20 protein-coding genes are annotated in these 23,144 nt (G+C 64.1%); 9 read left to right on the top strand and 11 right to left on the bottom strand.

All coding sequences use genetic code 11. From position 1 onward, the window contains the following. Window positions 1–70 precede the first annotated feature (70 nt). Window positions 71–1,045, top strand: a complete 975-nt coding sequence (locus tag ACWHXP_RS21135) for an NAD(P)H-dependent flavin oxidoreductase (protein ID WP_034339953.1) — start codon at window positions 71–73, stop codon at window positions 1,043–1,045. A 388-nt stretch (window positions 1,046–1,433) separates the two neighbouring features. Then, window positions 1,434–1,703 carry a hypothetical protein gene (locus ACWHXP_RS21130; protein ID WP_034339950.1) on the top strand — a complete coding sequence of 90 codons (270 nt, stop codon included), beginning with the start codon at window positions 1,434–1,436 and terminating at the stop codon, window positions 1,701–1,703. A gap of 52 nt (window positions 1,704–1,755) precedes the next feature. On the opposite strand, the gene ACWHXP_RS21125 is transcribed toward ACWHXP_RS21130, so the two are convergent. Together ACWHXP_RS21125 and ACWHXP_RS21120 are read right to left on the bottom strand one after the other, a co-directional pair. After that, window positions 1,756–2,451, bottom strand: a complete 696-nt coding sequence (locus ACWHXP_RS21125) for an alpha/beta fold hydrolase (RefSeq protein ID WP_489624206.1) — start codon at window positions 2,449–2,451, stop codon at window positions 1,756–1,758. Between the two features lie 48 nt (window positions 2,452–2,499). After that, on the bottom strand, window positions 2,500–3,660 hold the full coding sequence (locus ACWHXP_RS21120; protein WP_134223921.1) for an MFS transporter: 1,161 nt from the start codon (window positions 3,658–3,660) through the stop codon (window positions 2,500–2,502). Between the two features lie 266 nt (window positions 3,661–3,926). On the opposite strand from ACWHXP_RS21120, the gene ACWHXP_RS21115 reads away from it, so the two are divergent. Beyond that, on the top strand, window positions 3,927–4,526 hold the full coding sequence (locus ACWHXP_RS21115) for an HD-GYP domain-containing protein (RefSeq protein ID WP_489635125.1): 600 nt from the start codon (window positions 3,927–3,929) through the stop codon (window positions 4,524–4,526). Window positions 4,527–4,871: 345 nt separating this feature from the next. After that, the gene (locus ACWHXP_RS21110; RefSeq protein ID WP_489635126.1) at window positions 4,872–6,107 is read left to right on the top strand and encodes a YbfB/YjiJ family MFS transporter; all 1,236 of its coding nucleotides are present in this window, start codon (window positions 4,872–4,874) and stop codon (window positions 6,105–6,107) included. A gap of 57 nt (window positions 6,108–6,164) precedes the next feature. Here the strand turns inward: ACWHXP_RS21110 and hisC are convergent, their stop codons facing one another. The 3 genes from hisC to ACWHXP_RS21095 all read right to left on the bottom strand — a co-directional run bounded on the left by hisC (window position 6,165) and on the right by ACWHXP_RS21095 (window position 8,758). Next, window positions 6,165–7,247, bottom strand: coding sequence for a histidinol-phosphate transaminase (hisC, locus tag ACWHXP_RS21105; protein WP_489635127.1), 1,083 nt, complete (start codon window positions 7,245–7,247; stop codon window positions 6,165–6,167). An 84-nt stretch (window positions 7,248–7,331) separates the two neighbouring features. Next, complete coding sequence (locus tag ACWHXP_RS21100) at window positions 7,332–7,994, bottom strand: hypothetical protein (RefSeq protein WP_489635128.1); 663 nt, start codon at window positions 7,992–7,994, stop codon at window positions 7,332–7,334. Window positions 7,995–8,083: 89 nt separating this feature from the next. Then, the gene (locus ACWHXP_RS21095; RefSeq protein WP_088755430.1) at window positions 8,084–8,758 is read right to left on the bottom strand and encodes a Crp/Fnr family transcriptional regulator; all 675 of its coding nucleotides are present in this window, start codon (window positions 8,756–8,758) and stop codon (window positions 8,084–8,086) included. Window positions 8,759–8,938: 180 nt separating this feature from the next. Between ACWHXP_RS21095 and ACWHXP_RS21090 the strand changes: the two genes are divergently transcribed. Then, window positions 8,939–10,579, top strand: coding sequence for an acyl-CoA synthetase (locus ACWHXP_RS21090; RefSeq protein WP_039790214.1), 1,641 nt, complete (start codon window positions 8,939–8,941; stop codon window positions 10,577–10,579). Window positions 10,580–10,601: 22 nt separating this feature from the next. On the opposite strand, the gene ACWHXP_RS21085 is transcribed toward ACWHXP_RS21090, so the two are convergent. From ACWHXP_RS21085 to ACWHXP_RS21060, 6 genes are all read right to left on the bottom strand, one after another. Further along, window positions 10,602–11,195, bottom strand: coding sequence for a putative pterin-binding protein (locus ACWHXP_RS21085; protein WP_489624211.1), 594 nt, complete (start codon window positions 11,193–11,195; stop codon window positions 10,602–10,604). 147 nt (window positions 11,196–11,342) lie between these two features. Then, window positions 11,343–12,257: a ketopantoate/pantoate/pantothenate transporter PanS gene (gene panS, locus ACWHXP_RS21080; protein ID WP_489624212.1), complete on the bottom strand. Its 915-nt coding sequence runs from the start codon at window positions 12,255–12,257 to the stop codon at window positions 11,343–11,345. A gap of 230 nt (window positions 12,258–12,487) precedes the next feature. Continuing rightward, on the bottom strand, window positions 12,488–12,838 hold the full coding sequence (locus tag ACWHXP_RS21075) for a hypothetical protein (RefSeq protein ID WP_489624213.1): 351 nt from the start codon (window positions 12,836–12,838) through the stop codon (window positions 12,488–12,490). 101 nt (window positions 12,839–12,939) lie between these two features. Next, entirely contained in the window at window positions 12,940–14,607 is a 1,668-nt protein-coding gene (ettA, locus tag ACWHXP_RS21070) for an energy-dependent translational throttle protein EttA (RefSeq protein WP_039790218.1), read from the bottom strand. A 41-nt stretch (window positions 14,608–14,648) separates the two neighbouring features. Continuing rightward, complete coding sequence (gene rarD, locus ACWHXP_RS21065; RefSeq protein ID WP_121041301.1) at window positions 14,649–15,545, bottom strand: EamA family transporter RarD; 897 nt, start codon at window positions 15,543–15,545, stop codon at window positions 14,649–14,651. A gap of 23 nt (window positions 15,546–15,568) precedes the next feature. After that, on the bottom strand, window positions 15,569–16,792 hold the full coding sequence (locus ACWHXP_RS21060; RefSeq protein WP_039790221.1) for a Bcr/CflA family multidrug efflux MFS transporter: 1,224 nt from the start codon (window positions 16,790–16,792) through the stop codon (window positions 15,569–15,571). A gap of 471 nt (window positions 16,793–17,263) precedes the next feature. On the opposite strand from ACWHXP_RS21060, the gene ACWHXP_RS21055 reads away from it, so the two are divergent. The 4 genes from ACWHXP_RS21055 to urtA all read left to right on the top strand — a co-directional run bounded on the left by ACWHXP_RS21055 (window position 17,264) and on the right by urtA (window position 23,003). Then, entirely contained in the window at window positions 17,264–18,589 is a 1,326-nt protein-coding gene (locus tag ACWHXP_RS21055) for an ABC transporter substrate-binding protein (protein ID WP_489635129.1), read from the top strand. Between the two features lie 13 nt (window positions 18,590–18,602). Further along, window positions 18,603–20,324, top strand: coding sequence for a sensor domain-containing diguanylate cyclase (locus ACWHXP_RS21050; RefSeq protein WP_209534081.1), 1,722 nt, complete (start codon window positions 18,603–18,605; stop codon window positions 20,322–20,324). Between the two features lie 160 nt (window positions 20,325–20,484). Further along, window positions 20,485–21,312 (top strand): ferritin-like domain-containing protein, encoded by an 828-nt coding sequence (locus tag ACWHXP_RS21045; RefSeq protein ID WP_489635130.1) that lies wholly within the window; start codon window positions 20,485–20,487, stop codon window positions 21,310–21,312. A gap of 437 nt (window positions 21,313–21,749) precedes the next feature. Then, window positions 21,750–23,003: an urea ABC transporter substrate-binding protein gene (gene urtA / locus ACWHXP_RS21040; protein WP_013236630.1), complete on the top strand. Its 1,254-nt coding sequence runs from the start codon at window positions 21,750–21,752 to the stop codon at window positions 23,001–23,003. Window positions 23,004–23,144: the final 141 nt, after the last annotated feature.

Raw genomic sequence — 23,144 nt, 5'->3', positions numbered from 1 at the left:
TCGCCGGACAAAAGCGGCATGGGGTCCTGCCCTGTTGCCTTGAGATAATGACAACCCAAGAGAGACGACCATGCCACCAGCCCCTGCTTACCCCAAAGCATTGCAAGATCTGCGCCTGCCCATCATCTGCTCGCCCATGTTCATCGCCAGCGGCCCGGCCCTGGTGGCAGCCCAGTGCAAGGCCGGGCTGGTCGGATCGTTTCCTGCCCTCAACGCGCGCCCGGCCGAGCTGCTCGACACCTGGCTAACCCAGCTGCAGGACGAGCTTGCCCAATGGCAAGCGGAACACCCGCAACGCAAGGCGGGACCGATCGCGGTCAACCAGATCGTGCACCAGTCCAATGACCGCCTGGCCCAGGACGTGGCCACCTGCGTGAAGCACCAGGTGCCCATCATCATCTCCAGCCTGCGCGCACCGCCCAAGGAAATGCTGGATGCCGTCCACAGCTATGGCGGCATCGTGCTGCATGACGTGATCTCGCTGCGCCATGCCGAGAAGGCCCTGGAAGCCGGTGTCGATGGCCTGATCCTGGTGGCCGCCGGTGCCGGTGGCCATGCAGGTACGCTCTCGCCCTTCGCGCTGGTGGGTGAAGTGCGCAAGATGTTCAAGGGACCGCTGGCCCTGTCCGGCTCGATCGCCACGGGCGATGCGGTGCTGGCAGCGCAGGCCATGGGCGCGGACTTCGCCTACATGGGCTCGCGCTGGCTGGCCACGCGTGAATCCAATGTCGACGACGCCTACCGCCAGGCCATTGTGGAGTCGACCGCCGCCGATGTGGTCTACACCAACCTCTTCACCGGCGTGCACGGCAACTACCTGAAGAAGTCCATCGTCAATGCCGGCCTCGATCCGGACAACCTGCCCGAAGCCGACAAGACCAAGATGAACTTCGGTTCCGGCGGCGGCAGCAAGGCCAAGGCATGGCGCGATATCTGGGGCGCAGGCCAGGGCGTGGGATTGATGGAAGATGTGCCGACCGTGGCCGAAATGGTGGATAGGCTGGAAGAGGAATATCGCGCCGCGCGTGCGCGACTGTCGCTGTGAGGCGACGCTTTTGCAGTAACGGATGAGCTTCTCGCCATCATGAGCGGCGTGAAAAACTAAGTAAAAGGCGGACCGCTACCCGGGTCCGCCTTTTTTTTCATGTGCGGCCATTCACAGCAAATGGGGAACGCAGCCAGTCCTGGCGCGTCCAAGCGGGCATCTGCTCTTTTCTTTCCGCGCCTTGTGCGCCGGCTTGTACGAATTGTCTGTCGGACAAAATCTTATTTTTCATCTCACTTTGTAACTCGCGGCACTTCTGTTGTGAGGCCCGGTCGTACTTGTTCGCTTCATGCAGATGCAAGGCGTGATGATGCGCTGTGGCCACTCTCACACGGCATCGCCCTGCGGCAAAAGAAGAGTCAACCATTCAATTGCGAGGACCACCACCATGACCAGCTTCCTGAGAACCAGAAAAGACCGTCACCCCAAACATGACAAGCCGCGCCTGCCGCATGAGCATGACCAGCATGCGGACCGCCAGGACGCCGCCAACAGCGGCCATGCCGTCGAGCGCCCCGAGATTCGCCAGGCATATGACGATATCCGCAAGGGCCAGGTCGATACCGACCTGCGCGGCACGGGCGGACTGGATGAAGTGAACAAACGGCCCGGCAGCCGCTCTGCCGAAGCGCCCCGCAAGGAGCGCGACGAGGGCTGAAGCCCCCTTCAAGTCCTGCCGCGCCGGTCCCGGACTGGCCGACGCGCAGGCTTCACAGACCGGATTGCACGATCCAGTCAGAGATGATCCCGAACAATTCCTGCGGCTTTTCCATCGGCGTCATGTGACCGCAGTCGCCGATGATCTCCAGGCGCGAGTGCGGTATCTGGCGCGCCATCTCTTCCGATTCCTCCACACTGCGCAGCTTGTCTTCGTCACTGCTGACGATGAGTACCGGGCACTGCAGCCGTTGCAGATCCTCGGCGTTGCTGTCGCGCAGGGTCTGCAGCTGGCGCAGGAACACCTCCTTGCCATTGGCCAGGGCCATGGCCTGCAGCCGGTCCAGCAGGCCGCGATCGGTGCTGCGCGCCGGATGCAGCGAAGAGGCCAGTGCGCGCGATGTCAGTCCCTTGAAGGGGGTGCGCCGGGCCAGCTCGATCTGCGCCAGTGTGCCCGCCGATTCGCGCTCGGTCTGCGGGCGCGATGAGGTATTGAGCAAACCCAGGCCCAGCACGCGTTCCGGTGCCTTGAGCGCAATGGCTTGGGCCACGAAGCCGCCCATCGAAAATCCGAACAGCACGAAGCGCTCCGGCGCCTGGCGCAGCACGGCGTCGGCCATGGCCTGGATGCCGATATCCTGGCCGAGGTCGCCGAAGGTCAGTGCACCCAGCGTGGACAGGTCGGCCTGCATGTCATCCCACAGGTGGGCATTGAGCATGAAGCCCGGCAGCAGGACCAGATTGCGCATCGTATTTTTTCCTTGCATCAGAGGTAGTAGAAGTGAAAAGCGGAGGCCTTACTGCAGCCACTGCGCGCGGCGGCTGGACCCGGCCATGGCCAGGCACAAGACGCCCAGCAAGGCCAGTGCAGCCTGCAATCCCCAGCCATGGGCGAGGAAGCCGAACACCGGCGGGCCGATCAGGCTGCCGCTGTAGCCCAGCGTGGCCACCGCCGCCAGGGCGCTGGAACCATGCCGTCCGGCAGCGCTGAAGACGAACGGGAAGACCGCGGCCACGCCGGTACCGGCAATGGCAAAGCCAAGAATGGCCAGCGTCATGCCGGGTGCCGCCACGGCCAGGGCGATGCCCAAGCTCGCGATGAGCGTGCCGACCCACACCACGCGGCGCGCGTCATAGCGGGCCTTGAGACGGTCGCCGATCATGCGCATGATGAGCATCATCCCGGCGAAGGCAGCATAGGCCAGGGGCGTGGCACCATCGCTGGCACCGATATGATCCTTCATGTAGATACCGCTCCAGTCGGCCACCGAACCTTCGACGATGGCGCCGCAGAAGGCGATCACGCCCAGCACCACCAGATGTCCGTGCGGCAGCGCGAAGAGCTTGCGTGCGGGATCGTGCTCGGGGCGGTCATCGGGCAGCGCTTCATAGCAGGCGTAGAGCGGATAGAGGAACAGCGCGGCCACCAGCAGGAAGTGCCAGATCGGTGCGATGCCCATGCCCGCCACGGCACTGGCGGCGAGCGCACCGGAGAAGGTGCCCACGCAGAACCAGCCGTGCAGCATGGACATGATGGGTCGGCCGGCGTCGCGTTCGGCCTGGGCGCCCAGCGCATTGATGGCGACGTCGAAGCAGCTGGACGCCGCACCATAGAGCGTGCAGATCAGCATGAGCGAGGCCACGTTCGGCGCCAGTCCCAGCAAGGGCAGCGACACCAGCAGGGCCAGCCCCGCGTAGAGCGTGCTGTGGCGCGCGCCGTAATGGCCGGTGATCCACGCGGCCAGCGGGAAGGAGCCGACCGCGCCGATGCCGCCACACAGCAGCACCAGCGCCAGCGTGGCCGCATCGAGCTGCAGATGGTCCCGGATGGCGGGAATGCGGGCCGCCCAGGTGGAAAACACCACGCCCAGCAACAGGAAGAAGAGCGGGATGGCAAACTTGCGCCAGATCAGGCGCAGGGCAGAAGACGGGCGGGAAGTGGACAGCTTTGTTGTCATCGATCAGTCAGGAATGTAAACTGCGCAGAATCATTTCTTTCCTGAAATGAGTTTCAATATTGCAGACCGCTATTATCCGACAACCGGGAAAACGCATGCACATGCGTCGTCGGACCAGCGGGTCGGGGCCTCCCCAAGAGGGGCTCATTCAGAGAAAAGGAACCGGCAAAGGTTCACGGCAGGTGCATCGCCTGTCACCCTCCATCGAGCAACACCTCTGAGCGACCGTGCACGCTGCCAGCGGCTGCAATCACGCAGGGACAGGAATGCCAGTTTCAGAACCGAACAAGATCTACCAGGAAGTCATCGATGCATTGATCGCCCTGCATCGGCTCACTGACGGCTATACGCCCAACCACGAGGACCAGACCGCCGAGCTGGCGGTGATGATCGGCCGTCATCTGGCCCTGCCGGCCGAGCGCATCGACGTGCTGCACATGGCCGCCCAAGTGCACGACATCGGCAAAGCCAGAATACCGCTCGATTTGCTGACCAAACCCGGCCGCATTACCGCTGACGAATACGGCGTGCTCAAGACCCACGTGCAGTTCGGTTACGAGATCTTGAACAAGATCAGCTTCCCCTTCAACCTTGCCGAGATCGTCTGGTGCCATCACGAGTACCTTGATGGCAGCGGCTATCCGCGCGGCATCGGCGGCGATGCGCTGCCGCTGGAGGCGCGCATCCTGACCGTGGCTGACATCGTCGAGTCGATGTCGGCCGACCGGCCTTACCGCAAGTCGCTGGGCATGGCAGTCGCCCTGGAAGAAATCCAGCGCCAGAGCGGGTCTCGCCTCGATCCCGTGGTAGTGGATGCCTGTCTGCATGTGGTGCAGCAACACAACTGGCGGCCGGTCACCACCTAGGGCCTGTTCACATTAAATCTGCGAGATGCGTTGCCCCCCAGAAGGCGGGGTGGCAAGCCGCGCGTCAGGGCTGGTGGTGGTGCCACCAGCCCTGACGTGCAACGCGGCCAGCGCGCCTTCTGGGGGCAACCCTCCGGGAGAGGCCGCCAAGCGTCGCCTGCCGTTGTTGCAGCTCCTTGCCGTGGCACCACCACGGCGCGTCGCCGCGCCTAGGCAGTCAACGCTTGGCGACCTCTCGCACTCGCAGATTAAATGTGAACAGGCCCTAGCCCGGCGCAGCGGTTTGACCGCTTCGGCTACACTGGCACCCCACACCACAACAAGACCGCCAGGAGACGCCATTCCATGCCCCCGCACGCCGCGCATGCGCCCTCGCCTTTCCTCCTGCGCCATCCCATCCTGACCGCCCTGGCCCTGTCGCTGGGCACGGCCGTGGCGCTGGGGGTGGCGCGTTTCTCCTATGCCCTGCTGCTGGCGCCGATGCGCAGCGACCTCGGCTGGCCTTACCTCATCGCCGGCGGCATGAATACCGGCAATGCCTTGGGTTACCTGCTGGGCGCGCTGCTGACGCCGCGCCTGATGCGCCGCTATCAGGCGCACCGCGTGCTGATCGCGGGGGCCTTCGCCACCGCCCTGCTGTCCTTCCTGCCGGCGCTGACCACGGACACGCTGCTGCAATTGCTGCTGCGGATAGTAACGGGTGTGACCAGTGCGCTCATCTTCGTCTCGGGCGGATTGCTGGTGAGCCGGCTGGCGGCCTTGCATGCGCAGCGCGCCGGCCTGCTGCTGGGCTTGTATTACGGCGGTACCGGCATCGGCATCGTGGCCGCCTCGCTGCTGGTGCCACCGGTAATGGAGGCCGCAGCCGCCCGGGGTGCGCCCCATCCGTGGCAATGGGCGTGGATCCTGCTGGGTGCGCTGGCGCTGGTGGCCAGCCTGGTCATGACGCTGCCCGCGCGGCTGATGCCGACCTCCCCGGCGCAGGCGGCAGGAGGCGGGGCTTGGCGTCCGCGCAGTTTGTTGTTCGGGCTGATCGGTTATTTATTCTTCGGTCTCGGGTACATCGGCTACATGACCTTCGTCATCGCCTTGCTGAAGGAAGAAGGGATGGCACCGGCGCGCATCACGCTGTTCTTTGCGCTGCTGGGCGCGGCGACCTTTGCGTCTTCACGCATCTGGGCGCGCATGCTGGACCGCTTCCGGGGCGGACAATCGCTGGCCATCCTCAACGGCCTGCTGTGCCTGGCCACGCTGCTGCCGGCCACGACGGCCGCGCCGGTGGCGGTGTTTGCCTCAGGGCTGCTGTTTGGCGGCTGCTTCCTGTCGGCCGTGGCGTCGACCACGGCCATGGTGCGTCACAACCTGCCGCCCTCGGACTGGCCAGCCGGCATCAGCGCCTTCACCATCATCTTTGCCGTGGGGCAGATCATCGGCCCATCCATCGTCGGATGGATCGCCGATGGTGCCGGCGGCCTGCAACGCGGCTTGACGTTTTCTGCACTGATGCTGCTGGCGGGGGCGCTGGTGGCGTGGCGGCAAAGGCCGCTGGGCGCGGGAGAAGGACGCACCGCAGGCGCTTGACGTTTTCTGCACATCGGACCGCGCGACCAACACCGGCGCGGCCCGCAGAGGGGACACTTACTGCTGGCCGAGATGGCGGCGCAATGCCTCCACCAGGGTGCCGCAATCCTCATCGGTGCCGATGGTGATGCGCAGGAACTGCTTGATGCGCTCGCTCTTGAAGTGGCGCACGATGATGCCGTCGCTGCGCAAGGCAGCGGCCAGCTCGGCGGCATCGCGCTGCGGATGGCGGGCGAAGACGAAGTTGGCCGCCGAGGGCAGGACCTCGAAGCCGAGTGCTTCCAGCTGCGTCACCAGTGCGGTGCGGCTGGCGATGACCATGTCGCAGGTCTTGCGGAAATAGTCCTCGTCCTCGATGGCGGCGGTGGCACCGGCAATGGCGGGGCGGTCCAGCGGGTAGGAGTTGAAGCTGTTCTTGACGCGTTCCAGCGCATCGATCAGGTCAGCATGGCCGACTGCGAAACCGACCCGCATGCCGGCCAGTGCGCGCGACTTGGAGAAGGTCTGCACCACCAGCAAATTGGGATAGCGCTGCACCAGCGGGATGGCGCTCTCGCCGCCGAAATCGATATAAGCCTCATCGACCACCACCACGCGCTCCGGGTTGCCCTGCAGGATGCGCTCCACTTCGTCCAGTCCCAGCAGGCAGCCGGTCGGCGCATTGGGATTGGGGAAGATGATGCCGCCGATGGCATCGCCATGGCCGAGGTAATCCTCGGTGCGCAGGGTGAAATCCTCGGCCAGCGGCACGGCGCGATAGTCGACTTGGTACAGGCCGGCATAGGTCGGATAGAAGCTGTAGGTGATGTCCGGGAACAGGATGGGCTTGCCATGTTGCAGCAGGGCCTGGAAGGCGTGCGCCAGCACTTCGTCGGAGCCGTTGCCCACGAACACCTCGCGCGCGCTGATGCCGTCGGCGGCATGGCGGCGGGCGATGGCCAGCTTCAGGGGTTCGGCGTCGGGATTGGGATACAGGCGCAGGTTGTCGCTGACCTCGCGGGCGATGGCCTGCAGGGCCAGCGGCGACGGGCCATACGGGCTCTCGTTGGTATTGAGCTTGACCAGGCGCGCGATCTTGGGTTGTTCGCCGGGGGTGTAGGGCGTCAGGCGGCTGACGATGGGACTCCAGAACTTGCTCATGAGAAATCAGCCCGGACCGGGCCACACAGAATTGAGGGAAAGCGCAGATGGTAGCAAACTTGCCGCCACCCGGCCGCAGACGCCTCAGAAATAAGGGCGGTAGCGCGGCTGGCGGGCCTGGTCATCCTGCAGCACAACGGACGGCCGGGGATGGCTGCTCAGCAGCGACAGGGCACGGCCGGCAATCTCGGGCGGCAGGCCGATCAGGTCCTGGCAGGCGCGCTGCAGGGCCGACAGCGAGGCAAACCCGGCGGCGGCGGGACTGGCACCGGCATCTTCCATCCGCGCCAGTTGCGCCAGTACCCAGACCACGCGCTGCTCGCGCACCAGGCTACGCAATGACTCGCCCTCGGCAAACAGCAAGGCACGCAGCCGGGCCGTGGAGATCTGCCACTCACCTGCGATGCGCTCGGCGCACCAGTCGGCGCAAGGCTGCGCAAAGATGGCGGCGGCAAGGCGGCGGGCGTGGGGCTTGCTGGTGTCGGCGGCGCGTTCCATATCGGCGCTGGCCTGTGCCTCCAGCGCCAGCGACCAGACTGCGGGGCGCATGCCTTGTGCCGTCACGCGCGGATGGGCGAGGCAGGAAAAACGCACGAAGGGCGGCACCGTGAAACTTTCGCCCTCCTGCAGCTCGACCGCTACGCCCCCGCTCTTCAAGGTGGCCGCCCCCTTCCAGACACGCACGCGCGCCGGGGCGGCGAAACGCAGTTCTCGCAGCAGCAGGTGATGATGGGTGATGATGGCCATGGAGGGGGCGATGCAGTCTCAATGCAGGGATGCTCGCCTGATCTTAAGCCGGCAGCGGGGGCCTGACTGTCATCGTGGTGACAGGCCGCTCACAGCGAGGCCATGCCGAAGGCGCGCAAGCCATCGAGATCGACCACGCGGATGCTCTGGTAGGAAATCTCCACCAGCCCCAGCTCAGCCAGGTGGCGCATGGCCTGGTTCACGCGCTGGCGCGACAATCCGGTCAAGAGACCAATCTCTTCCTGCGACAGTTCCAGCACCTTGGAAGTACGCGGATACAGCATCGGGTGGAACAGCTGTGCAATGGCCTGCGCCACGCGGGCATCGACATCAAGCAGGCGTTCGTTCTGGACCGTGGCGATGAACTGGCCCATGCGTTCGTTCAACTGGCCGATGACGAAGGCGTTGAAGGGCAGGCTCTCGGCCATGAGGCGGTGGAAGGTATCGGCCGGCACCAGCAGGATCTGTGACGCCCGGATGGCGATGACGTCATAGCGGCGCGGCTCGCGCTTGATGACGCTGCCCTCGCCGCACCAGCCGCCCTCGGGTACGCCCGAGAGCGTACTGCTGCGGCCATCGATGTTGTAGACCGCCAGCTTGATCAGGCCCTCATGCACCCCGATCCAGTATTGCGAGAGTTCGCCGCGCCGGGCCACGAAGGCATCGGCCGAAAAGCGCGTCAACTGGGTGGTGGCGGCGACCAGCGCACGATGTTCGCCGGCCAGCGCGGCGAACCAGTCGTATTGCTGCAGAAGCTGCGCCATCGGACTGCTCATGGGATAGTGAAAGAGGGAAGGAAACGGCAAACATTGTCGCATGTCAGCCTTGTCGTCGTGATGACAAAGCGCAAGGCCGCTTCGGTGCTACCCTAGTGCAGAAAATAACAGGCGGCTGATAAAAAATGCACAGGCCGCGCCCCTCATCCCCGCCGCAAGGAGACAGACATGGCAGATTTCGACACCGGCCTTGGCCGCAACGCCGCCAATTACGCGGCCCTCACCCCCATCGATTTCATCGCGCGCGCCGCCGCCGTCTATGGCCAGCGTCCCGCCATCATTCACGGCGCATTGCGCCAGGACTGGGACCAGACCTATCGCCGCACGCGCCGCCTGGCCAGCGCCCTGCAGCGTCTGGGCATCGGCAAGAACGACACCGTCTCGGCCATGCTGCCCAATACCCCGGCGATGGTGGAGGCGCACTTCGGCGTGCCCATGGCCGGTGCGGTATTGAATGCCCTCAACATCCGGCTCGATGCCGAATCCATCGTCTTCATGCTGCGCCATGGCGAAGCCAAGGTGCTGCTGATCGACAGCGAATTCGCCGCGCTGGCGCAGCAGTTGCGCACGCAATTGCCGGCGCTCAAAATCGTCGAGGTGTTCGACGTGCTGGGTCCGCCGCCGGTACCCGGCGAGCGTTTCGGCCATCTGGAATACGAAGCCCTGCTGGCCGATGGCGATGAAAATTTCGAATGGCAATGGCCCGCCGACGAATGGGATGCCATTGCGCTGAACTACACCTCCGGCACCACCGGCGACCCCAAGGGCGTGGTCTATCACCATCGCGGCGCGGCCCTGAATGCGGTCTCCAACATCCTCGAATGGGATCTGCCCAAGCATCCGGTCTACCTGTGGACGCTGCCCATGTTCCATTGCAATGGCTGGTGCTTCCCGTGGACCGTGGCCGCCCGCGCAGGCGTGAACGTATGCCTGCGCAAGTTCGACCCCAAGCTGGTGTTCGACCTGATCGCCGAACATGGCATCACGCATTACTGCGCCGCACCCATCGTGCATGCGGCGCTGGCCAATGCCCCCGAGGGCTGGCGTGCCGGCATTCGCGGTCCGGTCAAGGCGATGGTGGCCGGTGCGCCGCCGCCAGCGGCCGTGCTGGCCAAGATGGAGGCGATGCAGTTCGAGCTGACCCACGTGTATGGACTCACCGAAGTCTATGGCCCGGCGGCCGTGTGTGCGGAACAGGATGAATGGAGCACGCTGTCGGTGGATCAACGCGCGGTACAGAAATCACGCCAGGGCGTGCGCTATCACCTGCAGAGCGGGGTAACGGTACTCTCGCCGGACACCATGGAACCGGTAGCCGCCGACGGCGAGGAGATCGGCGAGATCATGTTCCGCGGCAACATCTGCATGAAGGGTTACCTGAAGAACGACAAGGCCACGCACGAAGCCTTTGCCGGGGGCTGGTTCCATACCGGTGATCTGGGCGTGATGAACGCGGACGGCTACATCAAGATCAAGGACCGTAGCAAGGACATCATCATCTCCGGCGGCGAAAACATTTCCAGCGTGGAAGTGGAAGACGTGCTGTACCGCCATCCGGCCGTGCTGGCCGCAGCGGTGGTGGCGCAACCGGATGAGAAATGGGGAGAGACGCCCTGCGCCTTCGTCGAACTGAAGGACGGGGCCAACATCGATGCGGCCGAACTGACCGAATTCTGCCGGGGCCACCTGGCGGGCTTCAAGGTACCCAAGGCGATCTACTTCGGTCCGCTGCCCAAGACCTCCACCGGCAAGATCCAGAAGTTCGAACTGCGCAAGCGCATGAAGTCGGACAGCGCAATCAACGTCTGAGGCGCTGTCCCATCACATCGCCTCAGGCCTTGCGCACGGCGATGTGATACAGGCCCCAGGGGCACTGGCCGAAGCGCTCCGGCAAGGGGCGCGCACTCATCTCGGGGAAGCTGTCGGCGTCATACACGGCCCACAGCGGACCGAGTCCGCCCAGCGGGATGGGCTTGCCATCCAGATGGGTGGCGATGATGAATCGATACTTGGCGATATCCTCGGCCGAGACCAGCACCGCATAGCCATCGACGGCGCGCAGGGCACAGTTCTGCACGGTGGCGGGACCTCCGACGGCGCGCAAGACTTCCGAGAGCAGCGGACCGCGCAGGCTGTGGCGGCGGCCATCGTATTCCAGCGTGGGATGGATCTCCACCGAAGGCAGCGCGGCGAGCGCGGCAAAATCGAAGGTGTGGGCCCGGTCGAACGCCAGCTTCTGCTTGGCCATCATCTGGTCCAGCGCCGGATCAAGCGGGCCGCGATTGGCCTTGCTGATGTCGCCGGTCACCGTGAGCAACACCGGACCTGCGGCAGCACCAGGCTTCTTGTCAGCGGCCAGCGCCGGGAGAGCCACGGGCGCGGCCAGCAGCGAGGCACCGAGGCCGAGGAACTTGCGTTTTTGCATGAATAACCCTCCTGATGGAGATGGATGGGACGTGCGGTGATGGCGGATTGTAATCAGTTTTTGCGCTTCGCTGCGCACCAACGACAACGGCCCGCCTCTAGGCGAAGCGGGCCGTTGGATTCAGCGCTGCATCACTGCAACTGCGCTTCAGTCACGCGGCGGACGGCCGCGCCAGTAGCCGGCCAGCAGCGACCCCGAGAGGTTGTGCCACACCGAGAACAACGCGCCCGGCAAGGCCGCCACCGGCGTGAAATACAGCTTGCCCAGGGCGGCCGCCAACCCGGAATTCTGCATCCCGACTTCGATGGCCAGCGTGCGGCAGACTGCTTCGTCGAAGCCCAGCAGGCGGCCACCCCAGTAGCCGCCCAGCAAACCCAGGCCGTTGTGCAGGATCACGCCCACCAGCACCACCAGGCCGACCGAAGCGATGCTGGCCTGGCTGCCCGCAACCACCGCCGAGATGATCAGCAGGATGGCCACCATCGACACCAGCGACAGGTAGGGCTCGATGCGGCGGATCAGCTTGCCCGCGAACAGGTTCAGCACCAGGCCGACCGCGATGGGGACCACCACGATCTGCACGATCGACATCAGCATGGCGTGGGCGTCGAAGTGGATGGAGGCATCCACGTAGAGCTCGGTCAGCATCGGCGTGGCGAACACCGACACCAGCGCGGAGAGCGTGGAGATCGTCACCGACAGCGCCACATCGCCGCGCGAAAGATAGATCATCACGTTGGAGGCGGTGCCGGAGGCGACACTGCCCACCAGCACCATGCCGGCGGTGAGATCGGGCGGCATGCGCAGCACCTTGGCGATGACCCAGGCGGCCAGCGGCATGACCAGGTAGTGCAGGATGATGCCGGCAGCCACCGGTGCGGGGCGCTTGATGATGCGCTTGAAGTCGTCCACGGTGAGGGTGACGCCCATGGTCAGCATGATGAGCGTCAACAGCTGGGTGATGTATTTGCCGATGGGCGTGAAGGTCGGCGGCGAGAAGTAGGCAGCGGCGGAAAGCAGCAGCGCCCACACGGGAAAGAGGCGGGTGGTGGTGGCAAGCATGGCAATGGATGAATGATGAATACAGGCCCGCGCATGAAGACGCTCATGCCGGGATGGCGCGTTTTTTATGTTCATTGCGCGGATGACGCACACTGCGGCGGAGAGACTTCGTGCACCAGGTCCGGTGGCGGCCTCTTCTCTATCCTCGATCACGCGCCTTATGGGCGCGGCAAGGGCGTGATTCTACCCGCGCAGGCCGATTCCTGCCGGCTCCCGGGCCGTGGGACGGCCTACTGGCGAATAAGATCACATTTGAAACTAAGCATCACCTTGGGCGGCATCACGCCGATCACGCCTTCCGAACGTTCGCTGCCGATGATGCGCGCACGGCGGCCCTGCTGACGGCACCAGTCATCGGCCTGCTGCAGACCCTGTGCCGCTACGCCGTCATTGCCGCGCCAGCGTGAACTGGCCACCAGCAGGTAGGTGTCCTTGTCGATCTGCGTGACCGGTTGCGAGGAGGCGCAGCCGGCCAGTGCGGCCCCCATCGCAAGGGACAGCGTCGGCATCAGGCGGATTGTCATCGGGGCTCCCTTAGTCTTGTGATCCACGATGGTAGCCAGCGCGATGGATGGCGTCATGCGTCCCTACAACTCTTTACCTCCGCTGACGATCCACTGCACGGACGAAAAAAAACGCCGCTGGAAGCAGCGGCGTTTTCCCGACCATTTCAGTCAAGCCATCAACGCGTAACCGGTTTGTAACGGATACGCTTGGGCTTGGCGGCTTCTTCGCCGAGGCGCTTCTTCTTGTCGGCTTCGTATTCCTGATAGTTGCCGTCGAAGAAGGTGACCTGCGAATCGCCTTCGAAGGCGATGATGTGGGTGGCGATACGGTCCAGGAACCAGCGATCGTGGGAGATCACCAGCACGGTGCCGGCAAATTCCAGCAGCGCATCTTCCAGGGCGCGCAGAGTTTCCACGTCGAGGTCGTTGGACGGTTCGTCCAGCAGCAGGACGTTGCCGCCCTGCAGCAGGGTCTTGGCCAGGTGCAGGCGGCCGCGCTCACCGCCGGACAGGTTGCCGACCACCTTCTGCTGGTCGCCGCCCTTGAAGTTGAAGCGGCCCAGGTAGGCGCGCGAGGGCATTTCGAAACGGCCCACGGTGAGGATGTCGGCACCGCCCGAGACATCTTCGAAGACCGTCTTCTTGTTGCCCAGGTCTTCACGCGACTGGTCCACCAGCGAGACCTTGACGGTGGGGCCCAGCACCAGTTCGCCGCTGTCCGGCGTTTCACGGCCGGCCAGCATGCGGAACAGGGTCGATTTACCGGCGCCGTTGGGACCGATGATGCCGACGATGGCACCGGCCGGAATCTTGAAGTTCAGGTTGTCGATCAGCAGGCGGTCGCCATAGCCCTTGCTGACGTTCTTGAATTCGATGACTTCATTGCCCAGGCGCTCGGCCACGGGAATGAAGATTTCCTGGGTCTCGTTGCGCTTCTGGTATTCGTATTCGGAGAGCTCGTTGAAGCGCGCCAGACGCGCCTTGCTCTTGGCCTGGCGGCCCTTGGGGTTCTGCCGGACCCACTCCAGTTCCTTGGCGATGGTCTTCTGGCGCGCCGATTCGCTGGCCTCTTCCTGCTTCAGGCGGGCTTCCTTCTGTTCCAGCCAGGAGCTGTAGTTGCCCTTCCAGGGGATGCCGTGGCCGCGGTCCAATTCGAGGATCCATTCGGCGGCGTTGTCGAGGAAGTAGCGATCGTGGGTGATGGCCACCACGGTGCCGGGGAAGCGTTGCAGGAACTGCTCCAGCCAGTCCACCGATTCGGCATCCAGGTGGTTGGTCGGTTCGTCCAGCAGCAGCATGTCGGGCTTGGAGAGCAGCAGCTTGCACAGCGCCACGCGGCGCTTTTCGCCACCGGAGAGCACGCCGATCTTGGCATCCCAGGGCGGCAGGCGCAGTGCGTCGGCAGCCATTTCCAGCTGCTGGTTCAGGCTGTTGCCGTCAGCGGCGGCGATGATGGCTTCCAGGCGCGCCTGCTCGGTGGCGAGGGCGTCGAAGTCGGCGTCTTCTTCTGCATAGGCGGCATAGACCGCATCCAGCTTGGCCTGGGCTTCGAAGACTTCGCCCAGGGCGCTTTCGACTTCCTGGCGCACGGTCTTCTCGGCGTCGAGCTGGGGTTCCTGCGGCAGGTAGCCGATGTTCAGGTTGGGCATCGGGATGGCTTCACCCTCGATTTCCTTGTCGATGCCGGCCATGATCTTGAGCAGGGTGGACTTGCCCGAGCCGTTCAGGCCGAGCACGCCGATCTTGGCGCCGGGGAAGAAGGACAGCGAGATGTCCTTGAGGATCTGCCGCTTCGGCGGCACGATCTTGCCGACGCGGTTCATGGTAAAGACGTATTGAGCCATGGTATGAGTTGCCAGTGAGAGGGAAACGATAGGAGGCGGCGTCAGGCGCCGCCGGCGCTGGGCTCTGCCGAGCTTTGCGCGCGGGTGCGCAGGTAGCGCCACAAGCCTTCGGCGGAGTATACCGCGAGCGCCACCCAGATCACGCAAAAGCCGATGGCGCGCGCCCCGGTGAAGGGCTCGCCGTAGATCAGCACGCCGCCCAGCAGCTGGATGGTAGGCGAAATGTATTGCATCAGGCCCAGCATCGACAAGGGGATGCGGCGCGCGCCATGGGCAAAGAGCAGCAGCGGCACCGCCGTGATCGGGCCGGACAGGGCCAGCAGGATCTTGGCTGTGGTCGATGCATGGGTGAAGGCATTGCTGTCACGCAAGGTATCCACGCCCAGGATGGCCAGCACCAGCGGCAGCATCAGCAAGGTTTCCAGCGACAGGCCTTCAAGCGCGCCCAGGTGCGCGGTCTTGCGCAGCAGGCCATAGAAGGCGAAGGTCAGCGCGATCAGCAGCGAGATCCACGGCAGGCTGCCGTTGGCGAAGGTCAGCCAGATCACGGCACCGAGTGCCAGGAAGACCGCCAGCCATTGCAGGGGACGCATGCGTTCCTTCAGGATCAGGTAGCCCATGAAGACGCTCATGAGCGGGCTCATGAAGTAGCCCAGGCTGGTATCGACGATGCGCCCGGCGTTGACGGCCCAGACATACAGGGTCCAGTTGCCGGTCAGCAGCAGGGCCGAGAGCAGGAAGCCCAGCACCACCATGGGCCGCTTGATGACCTCGCCCACCCAGCGCCATTGCCGCCGCCAGGCCAGCACGGCCACCAGGAACACGCAGGACCAGAAGAGGCGATGCACGACGATATCGAAGGAGGGAATCTCCTTGAGCAACTTGAAATACAGCGGGAACAGGCCCCACAGGACGGAGGCGCAAACGGCGTGAAGCATGGCGGATCAGCGTTTCCCGAGGATCAATGCAGGGCCGGCGTCACCGGCTCATGCTTGGCCACGAAGTGATACAGCAGGAAGGCACTGACGCCGCAGATGGCCATCACCGACACCAGCGGCAAGGCGGTACCGTCATGCCACAGGCTCATCACCACCCCCGAAAGCACGCCCATGCCGAATTGCAGCGTGCCCATCAAGGCCGCTGCGGTACCGGCCTGGCGGCCCTGGTGCTTCAACGCAATGGCAGTGGCATTGGGACCCGTGAAGCCATAGGCCGTCAGGAAACCGAAGAAACCGAACAGCAACAGCGGCAGGCTCTCCAATCCGGCCAGAACGGCCAGCACCACCGCCAGCGACAGACCGGCCGGTACCCACAGCACCTTGCCCAGCACGCGTTCGGCCGAGCGCTTGACCACCAGGCGCGCATTGATCTGCGAAGCGGCGATCAGCCCGATGGCGTTGGACGCAAACACGAAACCGAAATACTGCGGCTTGATCCCGTGCAGCTCGATCACCACGAACGGACCACCTGCGATGTAGGCGAACATGCCCGCCTGCACCAACCCTCCGCACAGCACGAAGGACATGAACTGGCGATGGCGCAGCAAACCCCAGTACTGGCGCAAGGTGCGGCCCAGATGCAGCGGTTCGGCACGGGAGACATCCACCGTTTCGGTAAGGTACTTGCGCGTGCCGAGCATGCACAGCAGGCCGAAGATCGTCAGCACCACGAAGATGCCGCGCCAGCTGGCGAAGACCAGCATCAGGCCGCCGATGAAAGGAGCGAGGATGGGTGCCAGGCCAAACACCAGCATCAGCATCGAGAATGCCTTGGCCGAACCCTCGGCCCCCATGCGATCACGCACCATGGCGCGCGGGATCACCATGCCGGCGCTGCCGCCCAGCCCCTGGAACAATCTCAGCACGATCAGTGTCTCAATGCTCTGTACAAAAATGCACAGCAGGGAGCATACGAAATACAAGGCGATCCCGAAGAACAAGGGCGGCTTGCGGCCGAAGCGATCCGACAGCGGACCATAGAACATCTGCCCGACGGCCAGGCCGACGAGGAAAGAAGCGAGCGTGAGCTGGACCAGGTTGGTGCCCACGCCGAGTTCCTTGGCGATGGCGGTGAAGCTGGGCAGGTACATGTCGATGGCCAGCGCGCCCAGCGCAGTCAAGGCTGCCAGGACGGCCAGCCATGGGGGAAATTTGCCCATGGAGAGCGAAGTATCTTTGTTGTGCATGTGGAATTCGATGAGACAGCTGCATCGCCGGCAGTGAGGGCGATGCAGGCAGGTTGCAGCAAGGTGAAGCGCGATCGCCCCGCAAGGCGTGAGGGCCACATTATAAGGGCCTGTTCATTTTCGTTCAGGCGGCACATCAAGGCGGGCGCAATTGCGCCGTGGCAAAAGCTGAACAAAGACAAGAAATGCGCACGCGGTTCGTGCAGGGCGATCTAAAAACTGGCACACTTGTTGTCATTGTTCTCATGTGCCAGGATCGTGCAAAGGGAGCGGCAGGTAGGCGCAACGCGGGCTGCAGCGGGTTACGTGACGCAGATCACCATGACTGCGCGAAGGTCAACGCGGCACCATGCGCATTGCTGTAAAACAAGAAAAGTTTAGCCGCAGGGGAAATCGATGCGTGGCCGATATACGCCATCAGTAACAGGCGTGCCTGATCCGGGTTGCCACTCCAGCTGCGGGCAGTCAGGCATGACAGGGTACGCCAAGCGCGGACTCGGAATCTTCATCGCGGGGGTGGCGTCAGCACTCCTGCTGACGGCTTGCGAGCGTGGCGACGACAGCGGCAGCGCTGCCACGGCCACCGCAGTCGCCGAACCGGTGGTGCTCACCGCGCTGGTCTGGGCACCCGACTGGTCCGAGGAAATGCATCGCGTGGCCGATGCCTTCTCGCTCAAGCATCCCGAGGTGCGGATCAACCTGCAATTCATGATCGGCAATTCCGTCGAGGAAAACCTCAAACCGCGCGCCGCCACCGACAGCCTGCCCGACATCGTCTCGGTCAACGCCAATCCGTATACGGCCACCCTGGCGGACCAAGGCTTGCTGGCCGACATCGGCGATACCCAGGCCTGGGGCAACATGCTGGAAGTCCTCCAACGCGAATGGACCTCGCCGGGCGGGCGGCGCTACGGCATTCCCTCGGGCGTGGCCACCACGCTGATCTACTACAACCGCGACATGTTCGACCGCGCCGGCATCACTGCGCCGCCAGCCGACTTTGAGTCCTTCCTGGCGGCCGGCGCCGCACTGCGCAAGGCCGGCCTGGTGCCGCTGGCGCTACCGGGTGGCTTCCCCAACATGCTGGGCAATGGTCCCTTCAGCTACGGCTTCGCCAACCAGATCGCAGCCAAGGTCCCCGACTGGCGCGCCCGCATCGCCAATGGCACCCTGCAGCTGGACAATGCTGACGGCGCGGCCATCTTTGCGCGCCTGCGCACGCTGGTGGACCAGAAGATGGTGCAGGCCGACTGTCTGCGCGCGGGCTACGACACGACCCTGCGCCAGTTCGCCGAAGGCCGCGCGGCGATGACCTTCCAGGGCAGCTGGGCCGCCGGCACGCTGATGAATGCGCGCGGCATGCGGGTAGGCGTGTTCGTGCCGCCATGGAATGACAAGGGCCAGCCGCTCAAACCGGTGCTGGGCAGCGAGACCGGTTTTGCGGTAGCCCAGCGCAGCGGCGCGCGGCAACGGCAGGCTGCGGTGCAGTTCCTGGACTTCCTCTACGGTCCGGGGATGCCGATCTGGCAAGCCAAGCGGCAGAACATTCCGCCGTTCCGCGTGATCGCGGCCGATGTGAAAGGCGATCCCGCGCTCTTCGCGCTGGTCGACCAGATGACGCGCGATGCCGCCGCCAGCAATGCCCCGGGACTGTATTACTCGGTGCTGCCGGTCAATACCATCGAGGTCCTGCATCCGCTCCTGCAGGCCGTGCTGTCGGGCAGCCAGACCCCGGCGCGGGCCGCGCGCCTGCTGCAGGATTCCATCACCGAACAGGCACGCCTGTCGGCCAGGTAAGGGAGCGCGTTCGATGAAAAAACGGCTCGACTTTTTCTGGCTGGGTTTCCTGCGCAAGATCGAAATCCGCTACCGGCTCATCAATTCCTTCATCCTGGTCTCGCTGGTGCCGCTGGTGATCTCAGGTCTGCTGGCCTATCGCGAAACCACCCGTGCCACCCAGGAGAAGGTACGCACCTACTCGGTCCAGGTGGTCAAGCAGATCTCGCAGAACCTGATGCTGCGCATGGAAAAGATCGAGGACACCAGCGAGGAGCTGGCGCTCTCCGACAAGCTGCAGCGCCTGCTGGGCGACTATTACAGCGGCGACGAAGCCACCAGTGCTGCGGCCCGCAGCGGGGTGGCGCGCGTACTGCTGGACACCTATGGCTCGCTGCCGGACGTGAACCAGAAATACCTGCTGGACCGCAAGCGCCAGGTCATCGATCCGCAGATCTTTGCGCCGCTGGCCAGCAACATCACCCGCGTGGCAGAGGAGGCGCCGGACCTCGGTGGACGCGGCTGGTGGACGCTCTACAACGGCGGCCATGGCCAGAAGAGCGTGGCCATGCTGCGCGAGATCCGCTTCACGGGCAACAATCGCGGCGCCGGCGTGCTCTTCATCGGCGTGCGCCCGAGCTACTTCTTCAGCATCTTCGAGGGCGTGGACCTGGGCTATGACTCCAGTCTCTTCATCGTCGATGCGAGCGATGGCACGGTGGTCGTGCAGGGGCGCGACACCAGCTTCAGCAGCGCCGACCCGGCCCTGCTGGAGGGCATCACGGCCAGCGTGGGACAACGCCGCACCAGCGATTTCATCGCCTATACACGTGCTGACAAGACACGCTACTACGCCGCCATCGCCCAGTTGCCGCACACCTCGTGGTGGGTAGTCAGCGCCACGCCAAGCGACAAGCTCAACGCCGACACCCGCTCGGTGCGCGACAAGATCATCGCCATCGGCCTGCTGTGCTTTGCCGCTTCGCTGTTCCTCTCGGCGCTGATCGCGCGCAGTATCAGCGTGCCCCTGCAGCGCCTGGTGGGCGCCATGAAGGAAGCCGGCAGCGGCGATACCACGGTGCGCGTGGAACAGGCCGGCGGCGACGAGATCGCCATCCTCTCGCGCAAGTTCAACGAGATGGCCGGCAAGCTGCAGCAGAACAAGGAAGAACTGGAAGATCAGGTCGCCCGCCGCACGCGCGAACTGGAGCTGGCCAACCGCAAGCTGGAAGCGCTGTCGGCCACCGATGGCCTGACCGGGGTGGCCAACCGGCGTCGCTTCGACGAGGTACTCGACAGCGAGCTGCGGCGCTCGGTGCGCTCCGGCCATGCGCTGGCGCTCCTGATGCTGGACGTGGATTACTTCAAGAAATACAACGACCGCTACGGCCACGTGGCAGGGGATGAGTGCCTGCGCATCGTGGCGCGCGTGCTGCAGAAGAGTTCGCGCCGCGCTACCGACCTGGTAGCACGCTATGGCGGCGAGGAGTTCTGCGTCATCATCGCCGAGAGCGATACCGCCCATGCCCTGCAGCAGGCCGAGCACATCTGCCAGGCCATCTTCGAACTCAAGCTGCCGCATGCCGATTCGCCCTTCGGCTACATCACGGCCAGCATCGGCGTGGCCTCGCTGCAGCCGGATGAGCACACCAGCGCCGAACAACTGCTGCGCGTGGCCGACCAGGCGCTGTATCACGCCAAGTACCAAGGCCGCAACCGCGTGGTGCTGGGCAGTGACGCGACCAGCAACCTGTGATCGGGTAGAGTCGCACGGACCGGCTCACCTGACGAAATGCTGACGTCGCGCGACGCTTTGCAAAGTTGCGTCAAGACGCCGCCGGCGGCCCTGAACCAATGTCATCGCGCTGCATCATATCGCTATGCCCACCATCACTTTGAGAAGAGAGGTATAGCAGATGAACCCGAGTCGCCAAGAAAAAAAACACTGGACCATCGATGACATCGACCTGAACCGCATCGACCGCGAGCGGGTGCGGCAGAATGAAGACCTGTTCTACCTGGTGGCCTGCGCTTCCTTCGTCGAAAGCGGTTCCGACCTCTACACCCACAACCTGGTGGAATTCTACAAAGGCGATGCCGAGGTCGAGACATGGTTGCGCGAGCAGTGGGAACAGGAAGAGCTGCAGCACGGCGCGGCCCTGCGCGCCTATGTCGAGCATGTCTGGCCGGAGTTCGACTGGCCGCGCGCCTACCAGGGCTTCCTCGACGAATATTCGCAATACTGCAAGGTCGAGCTGCTCGAACCGACACGGGCCCAGGAGCTGGCCGCGCGCTGCGTGGTCGAGACCGGCACCTCCACTTACTACCGGGCGCTGGCGCGGGCCACCGACGAGCCGGTCCTGAAGCACCTGGCCGGACTCATCGCCAATGACGAGGTCAATCACTACAAGCATTTCTACCAATACTTCCGCCGCTATCGCCGCCAGGAAAACATCGGCCGCTCGCGCGTCTTCGGCACCCTCAGCCGGCGCACCCTGGAACTGAAGAGCGAAGACGCCGATTGCGCCATCCGCCACGTGGTGATGGTGTACAAGCCGGAACTGGCCGCCGATCCGGCACGCGTGAAGGAACTGGCCTCGCGCATGAGCCGTACCGTGCGCGTCAATCTCAAGCCCGAAACCACCATCAAGATGATCATGCGGCCGCTGGAGTTGCCGGTGACCCTGCAGAACATGATCGAATTCCCCTTGCGCCAGTTCATGCAGCACGTGCTGTTGCGCTGATCCCGCGCCGCAGGGTGGTCCGCCAGGACCATCTGAACCACCCCAAGCGCCAGGCAGGCACCGCAATGGATCACGCCGCCTGGCGCTTCATCATTCACGATGTGCTCACTATTGTGAACAATCCGTCTCACCCCTCAGGAAGTTGAGCCACCTGCCGTAAACCCGCCTCCACTGGCGCTTTGCGCGGCGCACCAAGATCGCGCACAGCCGAGCGCCAGGCTGGTGAGTGTTGCCGCAGCGACATGAGACTGTCGACAATGGCGCTCGGCTTTGGTGCGCAATCCTGGCGTGCCTGACAACATTCTTCCCGCACCGCGCCCCTCCCCGCCCCGCTTTGATGCAGCCCGCAGGCCCTTGGCGGGGCATTGGCACGCAATCTGCTAAAGCGACTGGGCAGTGAAAAAAATCTTCCAAAACTTTTCTCGAGGGAGCACCACATGTCACGTCGTACCGTACTGAAAGCCACCGCTCTGGGCGCATTCGCACTGGCCGCATCCTCCTGGCTGCCTTCGGCCTTCGCTGCCGACACCATCAAGGTCGGTATCCTGCACTCGCTGTCGGGCACCATGGCGATTTCCGAAACGTCCCTCAAGGACGTGGCCCTGATGACCATCGACGAAATCAACGCCGCCGGCGGCGTGATGGGCAAGAAGCTCGAACCGGTGGTGGTCGACCCCGCCTCGAACTGGCCGCTGTTCGCCGAAAAGGCCCGCCAGCTGATCTCCCAGGACAAGGTCTCGGTGGTCTTCGGCTGCTGGACTTCGGTGTCGCGCAAGTCGGTGCTGCCGGTCTTCAAGGAACTGAACAGCCTGCTGTTCTACCCGGTGCAGTACGAAGGTGAAGAACTGGAGAAGAACGTCTTCTACACCGGTGCTGCCCCCAACCAGCAAGCCATTCCCGCCGTGGAATACCTGATGTCCAAGGAAGGCGGCGGCGCCAAGCGCTTCGTGCTGCTGGGCACCGACTACGTCTATCCGCGTACCACCAACAAGATCCTGCGCGCCTTCCTGCACAGCAAGGGTGTGAAGGATTCCGACATCGACGAGGTCTACACCCCGTTCGGCCACTCCGATTACCAGACCATCGTGGCCAACATCAAGAAGTTCTCCGCAGGTGGCAAGACGGCCGTGATCTCGACCATCAACGGCGACTCCAACGTGCCCTTCTACAAGGAACTGGGCAACGCCGGCCTGAAGGCGACCGACGTGCCGGTGGTGGCGTTCTCGGTGGGTGAAGAAGAACTGCGCGGTGTCGATACCAAGCCGCTGGTGGGCCACCTGGCCGCCTGGAACTACTTCGAATCGGTGAAGAATCCGGTCAACACCGCCTTCATCAAGAAGTGGAAGGAATACGCCAAGGCCAAGAACCTGCCCAACGCCGATACCGTCGTGACCAACGACCCGATGGAAGCCACCTACGTCGGCATCCACATGTGGGCACAGGCCGTGGAAAAGGCCAAGTCCACCGACACCGACAAGGTGATCGCCGCCATGGGTGGCCAGACCTACAAGGCACCGTCGGGCTACACGCTGGAAATGGACAAGACCAACCACCACCTGCACAAGCCCGTCATGATCGGCGAAATCAAGGCAGACGGTCAGTTCAACGTGGTCTACAAGACCAAGACCACCATCCGCGCGCAACCCTGGAGCCCGTACATCCCGGGCAACGAAAGCAAGCAGAAGAACTAAGCTTGCGGTTGTTGTTGTAGTTCATGGCGTTCTTCGGAGCGCCTTCGATACGCCGCGCTGCGGCTACTCAGTCCGAACGGGTTTTTGTTGCACAATCTACAGACCGTTCGCCCTGAGTAGCCGCGTCAGCGGCGTATCGAA

This window comes from Herbaspirillum sp. Her2 (genome assembly GCF_057961375.1).
The sequence above is the reverse complement of the archived record's forward strand: the minus strand, read 5'-3'. Positions and strand labels throughout refer to the sequence as shown.

What these genes read in the sequence shown, in the direction of transcription:
- ACWHXP_RS21135 (WP_034339953.1), top strand. Translation starts at nt 71, where the DNA reads ATGCCACCAGCCCCTGCTTACCCCAAAGCATTGCAAGATCTGCGCCTG.
- ACWHXP_RS21130 (WP_034339950.1), top strand. Translation starts at nt 1,434, where the DNA reads ATGACCAGCTTCCTGAGAACCAGAAAAGACCGTCACCCCAAACATGAC.
- ACWHXP_RS21125 (WP_489624206.1), bottom strand. Translation starts at nt 2,451, where the DNA reads ATGCGCAATCTGGTCCTGCTGCCGGGCTTCATGCTCAATGCCCACCTG.
- ACWHXP_RS21120 (WP_134223921.1), bottom strand. Translation starts at nt 3,660, where the DNA reads ATGACAACAAAGCTGTCCACTTCCCGCCCGTCTTCTGCCCTGCGCCTG.
- ACWHXP_RS21115 (WP_489635125.1), top strand. Translation starts at nt 3,927, where the DNA reads ATGCCAGTTTCAGAACCGAACAAGATCTACCAGGAAGTCATCGATGCA.
- ACWHXP_RS21110 (WP_489635126.1), top strand. Translation starts at nt 4,872, where the DNA reads ATGCCCCCGCACGCCGCGCATGCGCCCTCGCCTTTCCTCCTGCGCCAT.
- hisC (WP_489635127.1), bottom strand. Translation starts at nt 7,247, where the DNA reads ATGAGCAAGTTCTGGAGTCCCATCGTCAGCCGCCTGACGCCCTACACC.
- ACWHXP_RS21100 (WP_489635128.1), bottom strand. Translation starts at nt 7,994, where the DNA reads ATGGCCATCATCACCCATCATCACCTGCTGCTGCGAGAACTGCGTTTC.
- ACWHXP_RS21095 (WP_088755430.1), bottom strand. Translation starts at nt 8,758, where the DNA reads ATGGCGCAGCTTCTGCAGCAATACGACTGGTTCGCCGCGCTGGCCGGC.
- ACWHXP_RS21090 (WP_039790214.1), top strand. Translation starts at nt 8,939, where the DNA reads ATGGCAGATTTCGACACCGGCCTTGGCCGCAACGCCGCCAATTACGCG.
- ACWHXP_RS21085 (WP_489624211.1), bottom strand. Translation starts at nt 11,195, where the DNA reads ATGCAAAAACGCAAGTTCCTCGGCCTCGGTGCCTCGCTGCTGGCCGCG.
- panS (WP_489624212.1), bottom strand. Translation starts at nt 12,257, where the DNA reads ATGCTTGCCACCACCACCCGCCTCTTTCCCGTGTGGGCGCTGCTGCTT.
- ACWHXP_RS21075 (WP_489624213.1), bottom strand. Translation starts at nt 12,838, where the DNA reads ATGACGCCATCCATCGCGCTGGCTACCATCGTGGATCACAAGACTAAG.
- ettA (WP_039790218.1), bottom strand. Translation starts at nt 14,607, where the DNA reads ATGGCTCAATACGTCTTTACCATGAACCGCGTCGGCAAGATCGTGCCG.
- rarD (WP_121041301.1), bottom strand. Translation starts at nt 15,545, where the DNA reads ATGCTTCACGCCGTTTGCGCCTCCGTCCTGTGGGGCCTGTTCCCGCTG.
- ACWHXP_RS21060 (WP_039790221.1), bottom strand. Translation starts at nt 16,792, where the DNA reads ATGCACAACAAAGATACTTCGCTCTCCATGGGCAAATTTCCCCCATGG.
- ACWHXP_RS21055 (WP_489635129.1), top strand. Translation starts at nt 17,264, where the DNA reads ATGACAGGGTACGCCAAGCGCGGACTCGGAATCTTCATCGCGGGGGTG.
- ACWHXP_RS21050 (WP_209534081.1), top strand. Translation starts at nt 18,603, where the DNA reads ATGAAAAAACGGCTCGACTTTTTCTGGCTGGGTTTCCTGCGCAAGATC.
- ACWHXP_RS21045 (WP_489635130.1), top strand. Translation starts at nt 20,485, where the DNA reads ATGAACCCGAGTCGCCAAGAAAAAAAACACTGGACCATCGATGACATC.
- urtA (WP_013236630.1), top strand. Translation starts at nt 21,750, where the DNA reads ATGTCACGTCGTACCGTACTGAAAGCCACCGCTCTGGGCGCATTCGCA.